Source organism: Anaerococcus martiniensis (assembly GCF_043187485.1).
Taxonomy (GTDB): domain Bacteria; phylum Bacillota; class Clostridia; order Tissierellales; family Peptoniphilaceae; genus Anaerococcus; species Anaerococcus martiniensis.
In genome coordinates this window covers 1,077,170-1,093,728 of record NZ_CP171106.1, presented here as the reverse complement: position 1 = coordinate 1,093,728, position 16,559 = coordinate 1,077,170, and the positions used below count along the sequence as shown (strand labels likewise).

General features: G+C 33.5%; 28 protein-coding genes. All 28 read right to left on the bottom strand.

Translation table 11 applies throughout. From position 1 onward, the window contains the following. The 28 genes from deoC to rpmC all read right to left on the bottom strand — a co-directional run bounded on the left by deoC (position 1) and on the right by rpmC (position 16,559). Entirely contained in the window at positions 1 to 633 is a 633-nt protein-coding gene (deoC, locus tag ACF3NF_RS05455; protein WP_394022512.1) for a deoxyribose-phosphate aldolase, read from the bottom strand. Further along, the gene (locus tag ACF3NF_RS05450) at positions 634 to 1,728 is read right to left on the bottom strand and encodes a SpoIIE family protein phosphatase (RefSeq protein ID WP_394022511.1); all 1,095 of its coding nucleotides are present in this window, start codon (positions 1,726 to 1,728) and stop codon (positions 634 to 636) included. A gap of 184 nt (positions 1,729 to 1,912) precedes the next feature. Continuing rightward, positions 1,913 to 3,391, bottom strand: a complete 1,479-nt coding sequence (locus ACF3NF_RS05445) for a PTS transporter subunit EIIC (protein ID WP_394022510.1) — start codon at positions 3,389 to 3,391, stop codon at positions 1,913 to 1,915. Continuing rightward, complete coding sequence (gene murQ, locus ACF3NF_RS05440) at positions 3,392 to 4,267, bottom strand: N-acetylmuramic acid 6-phosphate etherase (RefSeq protein ID WP_394022509.1); 876 nt, start codon at positions 4,265 to 4,267, stop codon at positions 3,392 to 3,394. Then, positions 4,248 to 5,237, bottom strand: a complete 990-nt coding sequence (locus ACF3NF_RS05435; RefSeq protein WP_394022508.1) for a MupG family TIM beta-alpha barrel fold protein — start codon at positions 5,235 to 5,237, stop codon at positions 4,248 to 4,250. The genes murQ and ACF3NF_RS05435 overlap by 20 nt, the downstream gene beginning before the upstream one ends. Continuing rightward, positions 5,237 to 6,082: a MurR/RpiR family transcriptional regulator gene (locus ACF3NF_RS05430; protein WP_394022507.1), complete on the bottom strand. Its 846-nt coding sequence runs from the start codon at positions 6,080 to 6,082 to the stop codon at positions 5,237 to 5,239. The genes ACF3NF_RS05435 and ACF3NF_RS05430 overlap by 1 nt, the downstream gene beginning before the upstream one ends. Before the next feature lie 88 nt (positions 6,083 to 6,170). Beyond that, entirely contained in the window at positions 6,171 to 6,812 is a 642-nt protein-coding gene (locus tag ACF3NF_RS05425; RefSeq protein ID WP_394022506.1) for an HAD family hydrolase, read from the bottom strand. A 136-nt stretch (positions 6,813 to 6,948) separates the two neighbouring features. Beyond that, positions 6,949 to 7,290 (bottom strand): 50S ribosomal protein L17, encoded by a 342-nt coding sequence (gene rplQ, locus ACF3NF_RS05420; protein ID WP_203126138.1) that lies wholly within the window; start codon positions 7,288 to 7,290, stop codon positions 6,949 to 6,951. 9 nt (positions 7,291 to 7,299) lie between these two features. Next, positions 7,300 to 8,256: a DNA-directed RNA polymerase subunit alpha gene (locus ACF3NF_RS05415; RefSeq protein ID WP_394022505.1), complete on the bottom strand. Its 957-nt coding sequence runs from the start codon at positions 8,254 to 8,256 to the stop codon at positions 7,300 to 7,302. Positions 8,257 to 8,290: 34 nt separating this feature from the next. Next, positions 8,291 to 8,884, bottom strand: a complete 594-nt coding sequence (gene rpsD, locus ACF3NF_RS05410) for a 30S ribosomal protein S4 (RefSeq protein ID WP_394022504.1) — start codon at positions 8,882 to 8,884, stop codon at positions 8,291 to 8,293. A gap of 12 nt (positions 8,885 to 8,896) precedes the next feature. Beyond that, positions 8,897 to 9,292 (bottom strand): 30S ribosomal protein S11, encoded by a 396-nt coding sequence (rpsK, locus tag ACF3NF_RS05405; protein WP_394022503.1) that lies wholly within the window; start codon positions 9,290 to 9,292, stop codon positions 8,897 to 8,899. Between the two features lie 9 nt (positions 9,293 to 9,301). After that, on the bottom strand, positions 9,302 to 9,646 hold the full coding sequence (gene rpsM / locus ACF3NF_RS05400) for a 30S ribosomal protein S13 (RefSeq protein WP_262121534.1): 345 nt from the start codon (positions 9,644 to 9,646) through the stop codon (positions 9,302 to 9,304). A 9-nt stretch (positions 9,647 to 9,655) separates the two neighbouring features. Then, positions 9,656 to 9,769, bottom strand: coding sequence for a 50S ribosomal protein L36 (gene rpmJ, locus ACF3NF_RS05395; protein WP_004818043.1), 114 nt, complete (start codon positions 9,767 to 9,769; stop codon positions 9,656 to 9,658). A 14-nt stretch (positions 9,770 to 9,783) separates the two neighbouring features. Beyond that, the gene (infA, locus tag ACF3NF_RS05390; RefSeq protein WP_262121530.1) at positions 9,784 to 10,002 is read right to left on the bottom strand and encodes a translation initiation factor IF-1; all 219 of its coding nucleotides are present in this window, start codon (positions 10,000 to 10,002) and stop codon (positions 9,784 to 9,786) included. A 111-nt stretch (positions 10,003 to 10,113) separates the two neighbouring features. Continuing rightward, positions 10,114 to 10,776 carry an adenylate kinase gene (locus ACF3NF_RS05385; protein WP_394022502.1) on the bottom strand — a complete coding sequence of 221 codons (663 nt, stop codon included), beginning with the start codon at positions 10,774 to 10,776 and terminating at the stop codon, positions 10,114 to 10,116. Between the two features lie 3 nt (positions 10,777 to 10,779). Then, entirely contained in the window at positions 10,780 to 12,054 is a 1,275-nt protein-coding gene (gene secY, locus ACF3NF_RS05380) for a preprotein translocase subunit SecY (protein WP_394022501.1), read from the bottom strand. An 11-nt stretch (positions 12,055 to 12,065) separates the two neighbouring features. Next, positions 12,066 to 12,560 (bottom strand): 50S ribosomal protein L15, encoded by a 495-nt coding sequence (rplO, locus tag ACF3NF_RS05375; RefSeq protein WP_262121525.1) that lies wholly within the window; start codon positions 12,558 to 12,560, stop codon positions 12,066 to 12,068. Positions 12,561 to 12,569: 9 nt separating this feature from the next. Further along, positions 12,570 to 12,752: a 50S ribosomal protein L30 gene (rpmD, locus tag ACF3NF_RS05370; protein WP_262121522.1), complete on the bottom strand. Its 183-nt coding sequence runs from the start codon at positions 12,750 to 12,752 to the stop codon at positions 12,570 to 12,572. 9 nt (positions 12,753 to 12,761) lie between these two features. After that, complete coding sequence (gene rpsE / locus ACF3NF_RS05365) at positions 12,762 to 13,271, bottom strand: 30S ribosomal protein S5 (RefSeq protein ID WP_262121520.1); 510 nt, start codon at positions 13,269 to 13,271, stop codon at positions 12,762 to 12,764. 13 nt (positions 13,272 to 13,284) lie between these two features. After that, entirely contained in the window at positions 13,285 to 13,650 is a 366-nt protein-coding gene (gene rplR, locus ACF3NF_RS05360; protein WP_262121518.1) for a 50S ribosomal protein L18, read from the bottom strand. A 9-nt stretch (positions 13,651 to 13,659) separates the two neighbouring features. After that, a complete protein-coding gene (gene rplF / locus ACF3NF_RS05355) occupies positions 13,660 to 14,199 on the bottom strand; it encodes a 50S ribosomal protein L6 (RefSeq protein ID WP_262121517.1) in 540 nt (179 codons plus the stop codon). Positions 14,200 to 14,209: 10 nt separating this feature from the next. Continuing rightward, positions 14,210 to 14,605 carry a 30S ribosomal protein S8 gene (gene rpsH, locus ACF3NF_RS05350; protein WP_262121514.1) on the bottom strand — a complete coding sequence of 132 codons (396 nt, stop codon included), beginning with the start codon at positions 14,603 to 14,605 and terminating at the stop codon, positions 14,210 to 14,212. 18 nt (positions 14,606 to 14,623) lie between these two features. After that, positions 14,624 to 14,809: a type Z 30S ribosomal protein S14 gene (locus tag ACF3NF_RS05345; RefSeq protein ID WP_262121511.1), complete on the bottom strand. Its 186-nt coding sequence runs from the start codon at positions 14,807 to 14,809 to the stop codon at positions 14,624 to 14,626. Between the two features lie 11 nt (positions 14,810 to 14,820). After that, complete coding sequence (gene rplE / locus ACF3NF_RS05340; RefSeq protein WP_394022500.1) at positions 14,821 to 15,366, bottom strand: 50S ribosomal protein L5; 546 nt, start codon at positions 15,364 to 15,366, stop codon at positions 14,821 to 14,823. 15 nt (positions 15,367 to 15,381) lie between these two features. Next, on the bottom strand, positions 15,382 to 15,690 hold the full coding sequence (gene rplX, locus ACF3NF_RS05335; RefSeq protein ID WP_262121505.1) for a 50S ribosomal protein L24: 309 nt from the start codon (positions 15,688 to 15,690) through the stop codon (positions 15,382 to 15,384). Between the two features lie 9 nt (positions 15,691 to 15,699). Next, the gene (rplN, locus tag ACF3NF_RS05330; RefSeq protein ID WP_203126094.1) at positions 15,700 to 16,068 is read right to left on the bottom strand and encodes a 50S ribosomal protein L14; all 369 of its coding nucleotides are present in this window, start codon (positions 16,066 to 16,068) and stop codon (positions 15,700 to 15,702) included. A gap of 18 nt (positions 16,069 to 16,086) precedes the next feature. Then, positions 16,087 to 16,347 (bottom strand): 30S ribosomal protein S17, encoded by a 261-nt coding sequence (gene rpsQ / locus ACF3NF_RS05325; RefSeq protein WP_203126092.1) that lies wholly within the window; start codon positions 16,345 to 16,347, stop codon positions 16,087 to 16,089. A 5-nt stretch (positions 16,348 to 16,352) separates the two neighbouring features. Next, positions 16,353 to 16,559, bottom strand: a complete 207-nt coding sequence (gene rpmC, locus ACF3NF_RS05320) for a 50S ribosomal protein L29 (protein ID WP_101539544.1) — start codon at positions 16,557 to 16,559, stop codon at positions 16,353 to 16,355.

The window sequence follows — 16,559 nt, the reverse complement described above, 5'->3', positions numbered from 1 at the left end:
CTATTTACAAATATCTATTGATTTGCTGGCACCTATTCTTGTTGCGCCATTTTCTACCATTTCAAGGGCTTGATCTTTTGTGTGGATGCCACCAGATGCCTTTACTCCAAGGTCTGGTCCTACAGTTTTTCTCATTAGGGCTATATCCGAAGCTTTTGCTCCGCCTGTTGAAAATCCTGTAGATGTTTTTACAAATTCTGCCCCAGCTTCTACTGATAGTTCACAAGCCTTTACGATTTCTTCTTCATTTAGTAAGCATGTTTCAATAATTACCTTTAAAACATTATCTCCACAAGCTTCTTTAACAGCTTTTATGTCTTCTAGAACATAGTCATAGTCGCCTTCTTTTAGGCGGCCAATTTCTATAACCATGTCAATTTCACTTGCCCCATCTTCGATAGCGCATTTGGTTTCATAGGCCTTTGCACGTGTAGACATTGCTCCTAATGGAAAACCTACCACTGTCGCAATGGTTACTTGGTCGTTATATTCTTTGATAAATTTTACAAAAGATGAATTGACACAAACACTAAAAAAATCGTGTTCTACTGCTTCATCTACAAGTTTTTTAATATCAGCTTTTGTTGCATCTGCCTTTAAATTTGTATGGTCAATTAGTCTATTTAATTGCATTTAATTCTCCTTATAAGAAATCATTGCTAGGGTTATATCATCTTGCTGCTCGCCCCAGGTGAATTCCTCGATGTCCTCGTAAACCTTTTTTAATTCCTTGTGCTTGTAGAAAGATTCTTCGAGTCTAGCTAATCCATATTCTTTTTTATCTTCATTAGTTGCTTCTATTGCCCCATCTGTAAAAAATAAAATTTTATCGTCATTTTTTAATTTTATATTTATTTCGTTGTAGACATCAGGCTCGATAATATTTGAAATCATCCTACCATTTCCATGCAAATATGCGCATTCGCTATTGTGATTTTTAAAAATCATAGGCGGGCAATTGTGACCAGCATTTGAATATGTTAAGGTGTTTTCTTTAAAGTCAAAAATACCTAGCCAAGCAGTAAAATATTGTGATGAATCCATTTCTAGTTCATAAAACCTCTTACGAAGTCTTAAAAGAGCCTCAGAGGGTGAAAAATCTGGATGCTTATCAAAAATCGAGAATACAGATACCTTGATAAACATAGTCAATATCGATGATTTGACCCCATGGCCCATAACATCAGCAATATAAAATGCATATTTGTCATCATCGATTTTTACAATATCATATAAATCACCAGAAACATTTGCACTTGGGATATAGATACCCGAAAGGTCGATATTTCCGTATATTTTATCCTTAGGCAAGATTGATGATTGGACTTTTCTAACAAATCTAATATCATCAAGCATAGACCTATTTGCATCAAAAAGCTCGATTTTCATCATCGTTTCGCGGGTAATATCACGGAACACCTCTACAATACCGGTATAAATGTCATCCATAAAAATAGGAGAAGCCTTGATACTATAATATCTGTCGGAGATTAATTTTTCCTCAACAACTGTTGTATCTCTGATAGCCTCATTTTCGGAAGATAAATTAAGGGGAAGATTTTCATTTAAATATATTTCTAATTCTTTAGACTTTTCTTTTGCCTCAGATAATGTTTGATTGATATAAATAGTCTCACCGCTAGGATCGACAATGCGAACCCAATCATCCATCGAGTTTAACACCGGAAAATAAGTTTTTCTTAGTTTATCTACAAGTGCTTTTTCCATAAATCCATCCCTTGTTGTTTATTAATTTAAACTTTCTTTCTTATAACTATATCATTTTATTATTTAATTGGCAAATAAATTTAAAAGTAATGAATATTGAAATTTAAACGTTTATTGACAATATATTCTAATTTAGGAAACAAAAAAAGATAAGGGACTTCCCTTATCTTTTAAATTTAAACATTTATTTAAACTCAAATCTATTTGAATTATCTAGTTCTGCTCCATTTACATATTTTTCATCTATTCCAAAGAAATATGTTAGAACAAATCCACCGATATATCCAGCAATAAGACCTGCTACATATCCTAACCATCTACCTTCATAAATGAGTGGAATTAAGGCTATACCTGAAGGTCCAATCGCTGTCGCACCAATACTGCCAAATAAACCAACTACCGCACCACCTATACCTCCACCTAAACAAGCTGTAATAAAGGCTTTACCCATTGGCAGTGTAAGGGCATAAATAAGTGGTTCTCCAATTCCCAAAAATCCAACTGGAAGTCCACCCTTGGCAATAGTTGTAATTTGTTTATTCTTTCTACATTTCATAAGTACTGCAAGTGCTGCCCCTACTTGTCCTGCCCCAGCCATAGCTAGTATTGGTAAAAGGTATGTTGCACCTTGTTGTTCAATCATTGCAACATGGATTGGGGTTAAAATTTGGTGAAGTCCAAGCATTACCATTGGTAAGAATAACGCTCCTAATATAAATCCAGAAACTGCTCCACCCATGTTAATTACTGTGTTTATGAAACCAATTAAAGCATTTGAAACAAGTCCTGCAAATGGCATAATGATAAACATTGTTAAAAGTCCAACAGCTAGTAATGAAAGCATTGGAACTAAAATGATATCTAAGGAATCTGGAATTGCTTTGTGAAGAGCATTCTCAATTTTTGCTAATAGATAAACTGAAAGCAATACTCCTATTACCCCACCCTGGCCTGCTGCAAGTGGTGTGCCTAGGAATATGTTATTGATAGGCATATCAGGATTCATACCTGCAAGATAAACCATACCCCCGACAACTCCACCAAGTCCTTCATTAGCACCAAATACCTTGGCTGCGTTAATACCTATAAAAATATTTAAATAAGTATAAAGTCCGCTTTTCATGATATTTAGCACTTGTATAAGGGTTGTTACATTATCTCCGCTAATACTTCCTGCTGTTAGCATATTTGATAAAACTGAAGCAATACCACCGATTAATCCCGCTCCAACAAATGCTGGAATAAGTGGTACGAAGATTGATGCAATGGCTGCTGTAAATTTCTTAAATCCACTTTGTTTTTGATTTGCCTTATAAGCTTGTTTATTTTCTTTTGTCCTTCTAGCTAAATTTTCCCTATCTGTTTCATGTGATTGATATGATTTGTTTTCACTTTCTTCTAGTTCTTCAGATAACTTTGTGTTTGATAGATTAGCCATCAATTTTGCAACTTTTTCGCTTTTTCCCGGGCCTAAGACAACTTGGATTTGATCTCCTTCAACAACTCCCATTACTCCTTCGTGAGTCTTAATATTCTCATAGTTTACCTTACTATCATCTCTTACTTTTACTCTAACCCTTGTCATGCAATTGATAACTTCTTTTATGTTGCTGCCGCCTCCAAAGTCATCAATTAATAATTTTGCTAAATTATTGTTATCCATTTATAAATCCTCTCTTATAAATCCTTTGTTTCTATCTAAAATTTCCCTAGCTTTTTTACTATCCACATCTTTTGTTGCCATGATTATAGCAAGTTTTACGTTGTTATCAGCTTCATTTAATAATTTTGTTGATTTTTCATAATCGCAGCCACTTACTTGGCTAATAATTTTACTTGCCCTATCTACTAATTTTTCGTTTATTGGTTTTACATCTACCATTAGATTATCATAAACTTTGCCAATCTTTATCATAGAAGTTGTTGTAATCATATTTAAAACCATTTTTGTTGCAGTCCCTGCTTTCATACGAGTTGAACCAGTTAAAACTTCTGCCCCAGTTTCAATTTCTATAGGAAAATCAACATGTTTAGAAATAATTGCTTTTTTATTGCAGGCTATAGATCCTGTTTTGGCTCCTAATTCCTTGGCGTATTCTACAGCCCCTATAGAATATGGAGTTCTACCACTTGCTGCAATACCAATCACAAAATCATTTGATGTAAGATTCTCTTTTTGCAAATCAATCTTTGCTGCATCTTTAGAATCTTCTGCATTTTCTATCGGGTGTCTTAAGGCATCATCACCACCTGCAATAAGTCCTGTGACCATTTTGGGGTCGACTGAAAAAGTTGGTACAGTTTCTGATGCATCTAGAACTCCAAGCCTACCACTAGTTCCTGCTCCCAAATAAAATAATCTACCTCCATTATTAAAGGTTTTTATTAGCTCATTTGTAAGTGCTTCAATTTGGTCTATAGATTCATATACTTTTTTTGCAATATTTTCATCTTCCTCATTTATAATTTCCAATATTTCTCGGCTTGATTTTAAATCCAAATCATGGGATCTGGGATTTCTATCTTCTGTCGAACTCAATCAAATCTCCTCCTTTTACATAATTCAATATTTCTTGGTAATTTGTGTCAACTTTTCCTATAACATTTCTCTTATTATCTTCTCCCAAGTCTTTTTTTATAATCTCAATTTCTCCAGCATAACGCCCAGAATTATTATTTAAGATTACTATATCCCCACGATTAATTTTTTGGGGATTTGATGGAGGAATGTCCATTTTTACTCTTTGATTTCTTATCAAATAATCGCTAATATCTGGTCTTACTTTTATATTTTTTAAATCTTTATAAGACTCTTCAATGCTTGATGGTAGGCTGATAATTTTATCATTTGTATATTTTTTGATATAATTCATCTCTCTTTGACTAAGATCCTCAGCAAGGAAAATTAGATCCATTTGATATTTGCGATTTAATTTTACAAAACTTTGATAAGGTTTTTTATATCGGTCATCCTCAAGTGTCGGTAGACCCTTAAAGACTGGTCCACGCAGTCTTTCATCACCTGGGACAAAAGCTCCTAGCTTAAGACCATAAGATTTTAGCATATGGTTTTGCTTTTTAAAAAATTCTTCACCTATACCGCTATATTCCAAGGGATAAAAATTGTGAATTGCAGCTATATTTTCCATGTAGCAACCAGATTTACTTAGTTTATCTAATAAATCTTTGCCAACTGTTGATGCATTTATTGCAAGTTCAGTTTCCTTTGATAGTTTACTTATTTCATTTATAGCAAACCCAAAATCTAACCTTAAAATAAGATCCATTTTTTGAATTTCTGGGTGATTTTTTAAGGTTTTATTATTGATATCCACACAAATTTTGATATTATTTTTCCTACAAAGCTCATAAAGCTTTATAAATTCTTCAAATATTCCATCATCCGCTGGATAATGCAGGGATGTAAAAACTATATCAAAATCTTTATTATCTAAGACTTGTTTTTTAATATTAGTATTTTTTTCAAAATAAACGGAAAATCCTAACATTATTTATCCTTTAATTTGCTTGTAAGTTCTTTAGAAACTTTTATATTTTCTTTAGTGGCATCCATGTTTTGGGCAAGGTAGCCGTAATAGAGAATATCAGTTAAGATTTGAGATGAAATTCTTGAAGAAATAGCAGCAAAGCGCATTTCTTTTTCAATCTCAGGTAATAGTAAAATGAAATCAGAAACTTTTCCCAAAGCATTATTATAAGATTTTGTTATAGCCACTACAGGCGCACCAATTTCTTTTGCATACTCGCTTGCTAAAATCACTTCTTTTGTAATGCCTGAATAGCTAATACATAGTAAAATATCATTTTTCTTGATATTTGTTAAAATCGAAAGGTTTGTGTGGGGATCTTGGTGATAAAAAGATAGCTTGCCTGTTCTTTGTAGTTTAAATAAAAAATCTTCGCAAACCAATCCTGAGCTACCCACACCCGCAAGATATATTGCGTCAGAATCAATAATTAGTTTAATAATTTTCTTGATATTTTCTTCATCTAGTAAAGCGTAGGTTTTGTCGGTGGTAGTTAATACATTATTTTTACTTTTGGCAAGTATTTTTGCAATATCATCACCTTTTTCAATAACCTCATCTTTTATAAAATCATTTTCATCTTCAAAAGACTTAGCAATATCGATTTTTAAATCCACATAGCCCTTATATCCAATTTTCTTAACAAAGCGTACAACAGCAGATTGGGATGTTTCAATTATCTCCGCTAGCTGAGAAGAATTAGACTCCAAAATAAGTTGAGGATTATCAATTATATATTGAGCTATCTTTTGATCTGCTGGAGTGAATTCTTCCTTCATTTGTTTTATTTTTATCAAATAATCCATCATAACCTCAATAGTGAAAAGCTTTTCTCAATGTGATTATAGCATCTCTGAATATTTGTTTCAAGAAATAGGTTGCATAATTGAATATTTATTTTAAATAACTAATTATTTCTTTTAAATCTTTAGCTTCAAATTCGGCATCAAAATCTTTTTCAAAACTTGTATCATGGATAATGAAGTAATCTATACCACTTGCTTTGGCTGCCAAGTATCCGTTGTGGGAATCTTCTAAAATGAGGGCTTCGTTTTTATCAAAACCAGATTGATCTAAAGCTTGTAAGAAAATATCTGGATTCGGTTTTCCATTTTCTATCTCATGTCCTGATACAAGGTAGCTAAAATAATGGTCTACTTTTTGATTTTTTAGTAGATATTCAATTTTTTCTCTGGAGCTTGAGGATGCAACTACAGCCATTATATTATTTGCTTTTAAAAAGTCTAAAAGCTCTATAAGCCCTTCTTTTTTTAAATCATCAGTAAGGTTTTTTAAATATTCTGACCTATAATCTTCTAATTTTTTACGCAATTCACTTGCTTTGGTTGCACTTCCTAATTCTTTAGATATGATTTCTTTTATAGCTGGACCATTTAGGCCTGCTAATTTTTTTCTTTTTTCAAGATTATAGGTAAAATTATATTCATCTGTAAAGCTAAACCACGAATCATAATAAAATTTTTCTGTATCAAAGATTAGGCCATCCATATCAAATATCACTAGTTTGTATTTCATTTTTACTCCTTATATAAACAATGTACCCAAAAATGGACACAAAAAAAGCACCTCTTTAAAGATGCTTAAGTTTTAAATTGTAAATATTTGCATTTTAAAACGTGCCAATAGGCTTTGTTTTTGTTTAATTTTTTTATTAAACTAATTCAAGTATAGCTCTTTCTGAGCCGTCGCCTCTTCTTGGTCCCATTTTTAGTACTCTTGTGTAACCACCGTTACGTTCTTCATATTCTGGTGCTATTTCATCAAATAATTTTTGAACTGTAGATGGTTTGTAAATGTAGCTAGCTGCTTGTCTTCTTGCATGAAGTGAGCCATCTTTGCCAAGAGTGATCATTTTTTCAGCCATTTTTTGTGTTTCTTTAGCTCTTGTAACTGTAGTTTCGATTCTACCGTTTTCGAATAAAGAAGTCACTTGGTTTCTAAGCATGGCATTTCTATGGTCAGTTCTTCTGCCAAGTTTTCTTTTATTAGCCATTTTTACCTCCTATTCATCTTTAAGACTTAGTCCCATTTCATGAACCTTGTCTTTTACTTCTTCTAGTGATTTTTTACCAAAGTTTTTAATTGTTTTTAGTTCTGCTTCAGATTTTTCTACTATATCACTAACTGTATCAAATCCTGCTCTTTTTAGGCAGTTGAATGAACGTAGGGATAGGTCCATTTCTTCGATAGTTTTTTCTAGTTGTTGGTCTGTGTTATCTACAACAACTTCTTCTGCTTGCTCTTCTTTAACTTCTTCTTCTACGAATGACACATTTGGAAGGTCTCTAAAGTATTTAAAGTCGTTAATGATGATATTTGCTCCTTCAGAAAGAGCTTCTTGTGGTGATATAGTTCCATTTGTCCACACTTCTATGATTAGTTTATCATAGTCAGTAGCTTCTCCTACTCTAGTATTTTCTACATAGTAGTTTACTTTTTCTACTGGTGTAAATGATGAATCTATTGCAATAGTTCCTATTGGATCTGATTCAGATTTGTTTTGGTCTGATAATTGGTATCCCTTGCCGTCTGTAACTTCAAGTGAGATAAATAGATTTGCCTTATCATTTACTGTTGCAATGTAGTGATCTGGGTTTGCAATTTCAATAGAGCTATCTTTGCTAATATCTTTTGCTGTTACAATTTTTGGTCCTTGGATATCTAAAAATAGGGTTACATCTTCTTCAACGATTTTTTTGATATCAAGGCCTTTTATATTTAAAATTATTTCAGGAACGTCTTCTACTACTCCATCAATAGTGGAAAATTCATGAAGGACTCCTTCAATTAGAATTTTTGAGACGCTAGAACCAGGTAAGGATGATAAAAGCACCCTTCTTATACTGTTTCCAATGGTTGTACCATAGCCTCGTTCGAGTGGATATAGGGCAAATTTGCCGTAGTGATCCTCTTCGTTTATATCGAGTATTTCTATATTTGTATCTAATTTTTCGATCATGGTAACTCCTTAGTTCTAACTTTTTAGTTATTAATTATTTAGAGTAGAACTCTACGATCATACGTTCTTCTACTGGGATATCAATTTCTTCTCTTGTTGGAAGTCTGTCAATAGTTACTTTTAAGTTTTCTAAATCTGAGCTCATCCAATCAACTACTCCAAATGTTGCATTTGTTTCTTTGATTGTTTTAAATAAAGCTTTGCTTCTAGATTTTTCACGTACTTCGATAACATCACCAACTTCTACTAGGTATGATGGGATGTCTACTTGTTTACCATTTACTAATAAGTGTCCGTGAGTTACAATTTGTCTTGCTTCTCTTCTTGTTCTTGCAAGGCCTGATCTAAATGCAATGTTATCAAGTCTTCTTTCGCAAAGAACGATTAATTGTTCACCTGTTTGTCCTGACATTTTAGTAGCTTTTTCATAGTAGCCTCTAAATTGTTTTTCAGATACACCATAGATGAATTTAGCTTTTTGTTTTTCTCTTTGTTGCATACCATAATCTGACATTTTGCCACGTCTTTGTGGTAGTTGTCTTTTTGATTCGCCTGTATAACCAAGGTATGCTGGAGAAATTCCTAAAGCTCTTGCTCTTTTATAAACTGGATCTTTTGATACTGCCATAATTTCTCCTTATTAAACTCTTCTTCTTTTTGGTGGTCTACATCCATTGTGAGGAATTGGTGTAACATCTTTAATCATTGTTACTTCAAGTCCTGCAGCTTGTAAGCTTCTGATAGCTGATTCACGTCCGCTACCTGGTCCTTTTACGTATACTTCTACAGTTTTTAGACCATGGTCGATAGCTTTTTTAGCTGCTGTTTCTGCTGCTTCTTGAGCTGCAAATGGTGTAGATTTTCTGCTTCCTCTAAATCCTAATTGACCAGCTGAAGCCCATGATAATGCATTACCTTGCATATCAGTAATTGTCACCATAGTGTTGTTGAATGTTGAGTTAATGTGAGCTTGGCCACGTTCAACATTTTTCTTAACTCTTCTTCTTCTAGAAGTTTGTTTGCCTTTTGTTGCCATTTATTCTCCTTAACCCTTTCTTCCTTTTCTTGTTCTTGCGTTATTTTTTGTATTTTGTCCTCTTACTGGAAGTCCTGCTTTGTGTCTGTTTCCTCTGTATGAGTTGATTTCGCGAAGAGCTCTAATATTCATTGATGTTTCACGACGTAAATCACCTTCGATTGTATATTTGTTTAGTTGTTCACGAATTTGACCTAATTCTTCTTCAGTAAGATCTTTCATTTTTGTATCAGGATTGATTCCTGTGTTTTTTAATATTTCATTAGCAGTTGCACGGCCGATTCCGTAAATATAAGTAAGGCCTATTTCTGCTCTTTTTTCTCTAGGTAAATCTATACCAGCTAATCTTGGCATTAAACCCTCCTAACCTTGTCTTTGTTTATGTTTTGGATTTTCGCAAATTACCATAACTTTACCGTTTCTTTTGATAATTTTGCATTTATCGCACATTTTTTTTACTGATGCTCTAACTTTCATTTAATTCTCCTTGTCTACTTGCGTCGCCAAGTAATTCTTCCCTGTGTAAGGTCATATGGAGATAGTTCTACTGTTACCTTATCTCCTTCTAATATTCTTATGCTGTTCATGCGTAGTTTTCCTGAGATATGGGCTTGGATTTCGTGTCCATTTTCTAGTTCTACTCTAAATATTGCATTTGGGAGTGCTTCTTTTACTACTCCTGTAACTTCTATAGCATCTTTTTTTGACATATATAGAACCTCCTTATCTTATCTAATATGTCTTGTTTAGCAACGTTCATCTCTTTTTTAAGACATATTGGCCTAAAGAGATTCTTTATCTTCTCTTTTTTTAACCATAAATTAGTTAAGTTCTCCTAATTTATTGTTAAATTCATCAAATATTTCATCAACAGATTTTGTGCCGTCAATACTCTTTAATATACCTTTTTGTGTGTAATAATCAATGAGTACAGAGGTTTGTTCGTTGTAAACATCGATTCTGTTTTTTACTGTTTCTAGTTTATCGTCTTTTCTTTGAATTAGTTCTGTGCCACAGTTATCACAGATGCCTTCCACTTTTGGAGGATGGTTTTCTACGTGATAGGTTGCACCACAGTTTGGACATACGCGTCTACCTGTTGTTCTTTTGATTAGTGTATCATAGTCAACATCAAAGTAGATTACTCCATCTATTTTTTGATTTCTTTGATCCATTCCATCATCAAGTGATTTTGCTTGATTTAATGTTCTTGGAAATCCATCAAATAATACGATTAGTTCGCCTTCTTCTTTATTTTCTAATTTATCAAAATAATCCCAAAGTAGGTCGATGGTTACTTCATCTGGTACAAGATCACCCTTGTCCATATATCCTTTTGCTTTTACTCCTAGAGGAGTTTCATTTTTGATATTATATCTAAAAATGTCTCCTGTAGAAATTTGAACTGCATTTAAGTTTTCTATAATTTTTTTTGAAAGTGTACCCTTACCTGCTCCTGGGGGTCCTAACAATATAATATTCATCTTTTACCTATTTAAAAACCCTTTGTATTGTTTCATTGTCATCATTGCCTCTAATTGCTTAATTGTTTCGATTATTACACCTACAACGATGATTACTGATGAACCACCAAATGATAGTGATAATCCTAATAATTTTGATGCAATTGCTGGAATGATTGTTAGTAGAGCTAGTGCAATTGATCCTATAAAGGTTATTCTTGTTGCAACTTTTGCTAAATATTCACTGGTTGGTTTTCCTGGTCTAATACCTGGGATAAATCCACCATTTTGTTGTAATTGCTTAGCATATTCTACAGTATTAAATTGGATTTGATTGTAGAAGTATGCAAATATCAATATTAATGCTGATTGGATAAGTAAGTATAGGATAAATCCTCCAGTTGTATTTTGGAAGAAGTTATTTATACCGCTTTCGCCGCCATTTCCAAAGAATAGGCTAACTGTTGATGGTATTGCAAGTACTGCTGATGCAAATACTATTGGCATTACTCCACCCATGTTTACTTTTACTGGGATGTGAGTTGATTGACCACCATACATTTTGCGTCCAACTACTCTTTTAGCATATTGAATTGGGATTTTACGTTCACCTTCTGAAATAAGTACTACTGCCAAAACAATTAGGATTATTAGTATAACCATAATGATAATTGGTAGGTAGTTTACTAGTCCATAGTGAACTTGTTCACCCCATCTTCCAATTGTTCTTGGAAATGAAGCTATAATACCCATAAAGATTAAAAGACTGGTTCCATTTCCTAGACCTTTTTCTGTTATGGTTTCACCCATCCAAGTTACAAACATTGTTCCACCGATTAGGATTACATTCATTGCAAGTTTTTGGAAGCCTGTTGAATTTGCTAAGGCTGCTCCGTATAAACCATTTGTTACTGCTACTGCTTGAAAGATTGCAAGAAGTATTGTCAAATATCTGGTATATTTTTGGATTTGTTTACGTCCTTGCTCACCTTCACGTGTTAACTCTTCTAGTCTTGGTATTACAACTGTTAAAAGCTGCATTACGATACTAGAAGTAATGTAAGGTTGTACCCCTAGGGCAAATATTGAAAGGGTTGATAGCCCACCACCTGTTAGCATATTTAGGTAGTCAACTAATGTTCCTTCAACAGATGAGTAAGCATTTTTAAGAGCTTCTTGATCTATAAAAGGTATTGGAATATTGTTTCCAAGTCTATAGATTACTAGCATTAGGAAAGTAAACCAAAATTTCTTCCTAATCTCTGGCTCTCTTGATGCTTTTTTTATTGTTTCTAGCATTGCTCACCTTCTTAATTTTCTTGTGTAGTTTCTTTCTTAGATGGTTTTACCCATTTTTTTACTTCAATTTCTTCTACTGATCCACCAGCTGCTTCAATTTTTTCTTTTGCGCTAGCTGTGAATTTGTGAGCTTTTACTGTAAGTTTTGATGTAAGTTCTCCATCACCTAGGATTTTAACTCCATCTTTTGCTTTGTTTTTGTTTAGTATTTTGTTTTCAAATAGTAATTCTGGTGTTACTTCTGTACCATCTTCAAAAGCATTTAATGTTTCAACATTGATAACTTCGTATTGTTTTTTGTTGAAGTTTTTAAATCCTCTTTTTGGAAGACGTCTGTAAAGTGGCATTTGTCCACCTTCGAAACCTGGTCTTACGCCACCGCCGCTTCTAGAGTTTTGACCATCTTGACCACGACCTGCACGAGTACCGTTTCCTGAACCTGGACCTCTACCTTTTCTCTTTTTCTTTTTTAGTGGTTCATTAGGTTGTAATTCATGTAATTTCATCTTACACTCCTAGTTTAATTCTTTTACTTCTAGCATAAATGGAATTTTATTGATCATTCCTCTTACTGCTGGATTATCTTCTTTTACAACGCTTTGGCCAATTTTTCTAAGTCCAAGGGCTTTTGCTGTTGCAATTTGATCATCTTTTCTACCGATAAAAGATCTTTTAAGTTTGATTTCTAATTGTGCCATACTCTCTCCTTAATAATCGAATTCTTCTACCGATTTACCACGAAGTTTAGCAACATCTTCAACAGTTTTCATGTTAGAAAATGCGTCTAGACATGCATTGATGATATTTCTAGGGTTACTTGAACCTAGGTTTTTAGCTCTAATGTCTTTATACCCAGCTAATTCACAGATAGCACGCACTGGACCTCCAGCGATAACCCCTGTACCTTCTACAGCTGGCATTAGTAATACATGACCTGCTCCTCTTTCTCCTTCAACTCTGTGAGGGATAGTAGTTCCTACTAGTGGAACCTTGATCATGTGTTTTTTTGCATCTTCTGTTGCTTTTCTGATTGCTTCTGGTACTTCTGTAGCTTTTCCTGTTCCAACTCCAACTACTCCGTTAGAATCTCCTACTACTACAAGTGCTGCAAATCTCATGTTACGTCCACCTTTTACAGTTTTTGCAACTCTGTTAATAGCAACTACTCTATCTTCGAGGTTTAGTTTTTCTACTTCACTTCTTAATAAATAATTCATCTAATACCTCCTATTAAAACTTAAGACCAGCTTCTCTTGCTGCCTCAGCTAAAGCTTTAACTTTTCCGTGGTATAAATTACCATTTCTATCAAAGGCAACTTCTTTTATACCAGCATCGATTGCTTTTTTAGCAATAGCTTCACCAACTTTGCTTGCAGCTTCGATGTTTGATTTGCTTTCTAATCCATCTGCTACATCACTTTGTAATGTGTTTGCACTTGCTAGTGTCACTCCATTTACATCATCAATAATTTGTGCGTAAATGTTAGCATTTGATTTGTATACGGAAAGTCTTGGTCTTTCAGGAGTACCGCTGATTTTTGCTCTAACTCTTTTTTTACGAGTTTGAAGTCTTTGTCTTTTATTATCTTTAGCCATTTATATCTCCTACTTACCTGTCTTACCAACTTTACGTCTTACATATTCGCCTTCATATCTGATACCTTTACCCTTGTATGGTTCAGGTTTTCTCCATTTTCTGATATTTGCTGCGTGTAAGCCTACTAATTGTTTATCGATACCTTTTACGATTATTGTTCTTTCATTTGGTGTTTCAGTTTCGATACCTTCTGGGTCTTCCATAGTTACTTGGTGTGAGAAACCAAGGTTCATAACTAAGTTATTTCCTTGTTTTTGTGCTCTGTAACCTGTACCTTCGATTTGAAGTGTTTTGCTAAATCCTTCTGTTACACCTAATACCATATTTGCAATAAGTGATCTAAATAAACCATGGTCGATGTTTTGTTGTTTTGTATAATCTTCTGGAATGTTGATTAGGATTTGATTATCTTCTTCAACTACTTCAATTGTTTTTGGGAAATCTTGAGTTAAATTACCTTTTGGTCCTTCTACTCTGATAGTTTGTCCATCAATAACAACTGAAACTCCATTTGGTATTTCAATTGGTTGTTTACCTATTCTTGACATATATTTCTCCTTACCATACGTAACAAATAACTTCGCCACCTACATTTTCTTCTCTTGCAGCTTTGTCAGTTAAAAGTCCTTTTGATGTTGAAATAATTGCTGTTCCTAGACCATTTAGTACTTTAGGTACTTCGTTTGATTTTACATAAACTCTTAGGCCTGGTTTACTTATTCTTCTTAGTCCTGAGATTACTCTCTCGCCGTTTTCTGTATATTTTAAGTCTATTGTAAGAATTCCTTGTTTGTTGTCTTCTTCAACATTAAATCCGTTTATGAAGCCTTCATCAAGAAGAATTTGTGCAATAGCTTTTTTCTCATTAGAAGATGGTAAGCTTACTTGTTTATGATTAGCTTTTACTGCATTTCTAATTCTTGTTAGCATATCCGCTATTGGATCTGTCATCATAATTAATATCCTCCCTAATTACCAGCTTGATTTTCTAACTCCTGGAATTTTTCCTTCATTTGCTAATTCTCTAAAGCAAATACGGCAAATTCCATATTTTCTAAGGTAGCCATGTGGTCTACCACAAATTTTACATCTGCTATATTCTTGTGTTGAATATTTGTGATGTTTTTTTTGTTTAGCTATCATTGACTTTTTAGCCATTAAGCGCTCCTTTATTTTGTAAATGGCATTCCCATTAATTGTAAGAATGCTTTAGCTTCTTCATCTGTTTTTGCTGTAGTAACTATTGTTATATCCATTCCGTGTAGGAAATCTACGTTATCGTATTTGATTTCTGGGAAAATTAATTGTTCTTTTATTCCTAGTGAATAGTTTCCACGTCCATCAAATGAATTTGGATTTATTCCTCTAAAGTCTCTAACACGTGGTAGTGAAATTGAGATTAGTTTGTCTAGGAAATCATACATTTTTTCACGTCTTAATGTTACTTTTGCACCAATTGCTTGACCTTCTCTAAGTTTGAAGTTAGCTACTGATTTTTTAGCTTTTGCTTCAACAGGTTGTTGTCCTGTAATTAATGCAAGCTCATTTTTAACTGCATTTAATAGATTTTGGTTATCTTTTGCTTCTCCAAGACCAACGTTAATTACGATTTTTTCAAGCTTTGGTACTTGCATTACATTTTCATAGCCAAATTTTTCTATTAATGCTTTTACTACTTCATTTTCGTATTTTTCTTTTAGTCTACTGTTTGCCATAATTTCTCCTTAAACTCAATCGAATTTTTCGTTTGTTTTATGGCTTACTCTGATTTTTCTGCCATCTTCAAGCACTTTGCTAGTTCTTACACCTTTTTTAAGTTCTTCTGAGTATAAAAGTACTTTTGAAGCATCAATTGGGCATTCTTTTTCGATTCTTCCGCTTTCGCCACCCATTTGTGTTGCTTTTTGGTGTTTAATTCTAACATTAGCACCTTGAACTACTACTTTATTTTCTTTTGGATAAGCTTCAATTACTTCTCCAACATGACCCTTGTATGAGCCTGATATTATTTGAACTTTATCGCCTTTTTTAACGTGCATAACTTCCTCCTATAATACTTCTGGAGCTAGGGATATAATTCTCATGAATCCTTCCCCTCTTAATTCTCTAGTTACTGGTCCAAATATACGAGTTCCTACTGGTGATTTGTCTTCTTTTATGATTACAGCTGCGTTTTCATCAAAATTAATTTTTGATCCGTCAGCTCTTTTTAATCCTCTTTTGCTTCTAACGATTACAGCTTTTACAACGTCACCTTTTTTTACCGCTCCGCCGGGTGTTGCACTTTTTACTGAACAAGTTACAACATCACCGATGTTTGCATATCTACTGCCAGTTCCGCCTAGAACTTTAATTACTAATAATTCACGTGCTCCGGAGTTATCTGCAACTCTCATGCGAGTTTCTTGTTGTATCATGAATATCTCCTTAACTTATTAAACAATTTCAGCAGCTTCGGCAACTCTTACAAGTCTCCATCTTTTTGTTTTTGATAGAGGACGAGTTTCCATAATTACTACTGTATCGCCTACTTTAGCTTCATTTTTCTCATCATGAGCTTTATATTTTTTACTTCTGTTGATTCTTTTTTTGTAAACTGGGTGTGAAATTTTTTCTTCAACTAAAACTGTAATTGTTTTATCCATCGCATCAGATACTACAACACCACGTTCTACTCTTCTACTGTTTCTTTCCATGAAATTTAAGCCTCCCTATTTATATTAAGCTTTCTTTCAGTTTGAATTGTTTTAACTCTTGCGATGTCTTTTTTGACATTTCCAATTGCTGATGGATTTTCTAATTGTCCAGTTGCAAGTCTGAAACGAAGATTAAAAAGCTCACTTTGTAAATCATATAATTGTTTATCTAAATCATGGTCTGATAAATTTCTGATTTCTTTTGCTTTCAT

Coding starts and splice junctions, on each gene's coding strand:
- deoC (WP_394022512.1), bottom strand. CDS start 633: ATGCAATTAAATAGACTAATTGACCATACAAATTTAAAGGCAGATGCA.
- ACF3NF_RS05450 (WP_394022511.1), bottom strand. CDS start 1,728: ATGGAAAAAGCACTTGTAGATAAACTAAGAAAAACTTATTTTCCGGTG.
- ACF3NF_RS05445 (WP_394022510.1), bottom strand. CDS start 3,391: ATGGATAACAATAATTTAGCAAAATTATTAATTGATGACTTTGGAGGC.
- ACF3NF_RS05435 (WP_394022508.1), bottom strand. CDS start 5,237: ATGTTAGGATTTTCCGTTTATTTTGAAAAAAATACTAATATTAAAAAA.
- ACF3NF_RS05430 (WP_394022507.1), bottom strand. CDS start 6,082: ATGGATTATTTGATAAAAATAAAACAAATGAAGGAAGAATTCACTCCA.
- ACF3NF_RS05425 (WP_394022506.1), bottom strand. CDS start 6,812: ATGAAATACAAACTAGTGATATTTGATATGGATGGCCTAATCTTTGAT.
- rplQ (WP_203126138.1), bottom strand. CDS start 7,290: ATGGCTAATAAAAGAAAACTTGGCAGAAGAACTGACCATAGAAATGCC.
- ACF3NF_RS05415 (WP_394022505.1), bottom strand. CDS start 8,256: ATGATCGAAAAATTAGATACAAATATAGAAATACTCGATATAAACGAA.
- rpsD (WP_394022504.1), bottom strand. CDS start 8,884: ATGGCAGTATCAAAAGATCCAGTTTATAAAAGAGCAAGAGCTTTAGGA.
- rpsK (WP_394022503.1), bottom strand. CDS start 9,292: ATGGCAACAAAAGGCAAACAAACTTCTAGAAGAAGAAGAGTTAAGAAA.
- rpsM (WP_262121534.1), bottom strand. CDS start 9,646: ATGCCAAGATTAGCTGGTATAGATTTACCTAGAGAAAAAAGAGCAGAA.
- rpmJ (WP_004818043.1), bottom strand. CDS start 9,769: ATGAAAGTTAGAGCATCAGTAAAAAAAATGTGCGATAAATGCAAAATT.
- infA (WP_262121530.1), bottom strand. CDS start 10,002: ATGTCAAAAAAAGATGCTATAGAAGTTACAGGAGTAGTAAAAGAAGCA.
- ACF3NF_RS05385 (WP_394022502.1), bottom strand. CDS start 10,776: ATGAATATTATATTGTTAGGACCCCCAGGAGCAGGTAAGGGTACACTT.
- secY (WP_394022501.1), bottom strand. CDS start 12,054: ATGCTAGAAACAATAAAAAAAGCATCAAGAGAGCCAGAGATTAGGAAG.
- rplO (WP_262121525.1), bottom strand. CDS start 12,560: ATGAAATTACATGAATTACAACCTAATGAACCACTAAAAAAGAAAAAG.
- rpmD (WP_262121522.1), bottom strand. CDS start 12,752: ATGGCACAATTAGAAATCAAACTTAAAAGATCTTTTATCGGTAGAAAA.
- rpsE (WP_262121520.1), bottom strand. CDS start 13,271: ATGAATTATTTATTAAGAAGTGAAGTAGAAAAACTAAACCTCGAAGAT.
- rplR (WP_262121518.1), bottom strand. CDS start 13,650: ATGGCTAAAGATAATAAAAGACAAAGACTTCAAACTCGTAAAAAAAGA.
- rplF (WP_262121517.1), bottom strand. CDS start 14,199: ATGTCAAGAATAGGTAAACAACCAATTGAAATACCAAATGGAGTTTCA.
- rpsH (WP_262121514.1), bottom strand. CDS start 14,605: ATGATGACAGATCCAATAGCGGATATGCTAACAAGAATTAGAAATGCA.
- ACF3NF_RS05345 (WP_262121511.1), bottom strand. CDS start 14,809: ATGGCTAAAAAGTCAATGATAGCTAAACAAAAAAAACATCACAAATAT.
- rplE (WP_394022500.1), bottom strand. CDS start 15,366: ATGGCAAACAGTAGACTAAAAGAAAAATACGAAAATGAAGTAGTAAAA.
- rplX (WP_262121505.1), bottom strand. CDS start 15,690: ATGCACGTTAAAAAAGGCGATAAAGTTCAAATAATATCAGGCTCATAC.
- rplN (WP_203126094.1), bottom strand. CDS start 16,068: ATGATACAACAAGAAACTCGCATGAGAGTTGCAGATAACTCCGGAGCA.
- rpsQ (WP_203126092.1), bottom strand. CDS start 16,347: ATGGAAAGAAACAGTAGAAGAGTAGAACGTGGTGTTGTAGTATCTGAT.
- rpmC (WP_101539544.1), bottom strand. CDS start 16,559: ATGAAAGCAAAAGAAATCAGAAATTTATCAGACCATGATTTAGATAAA.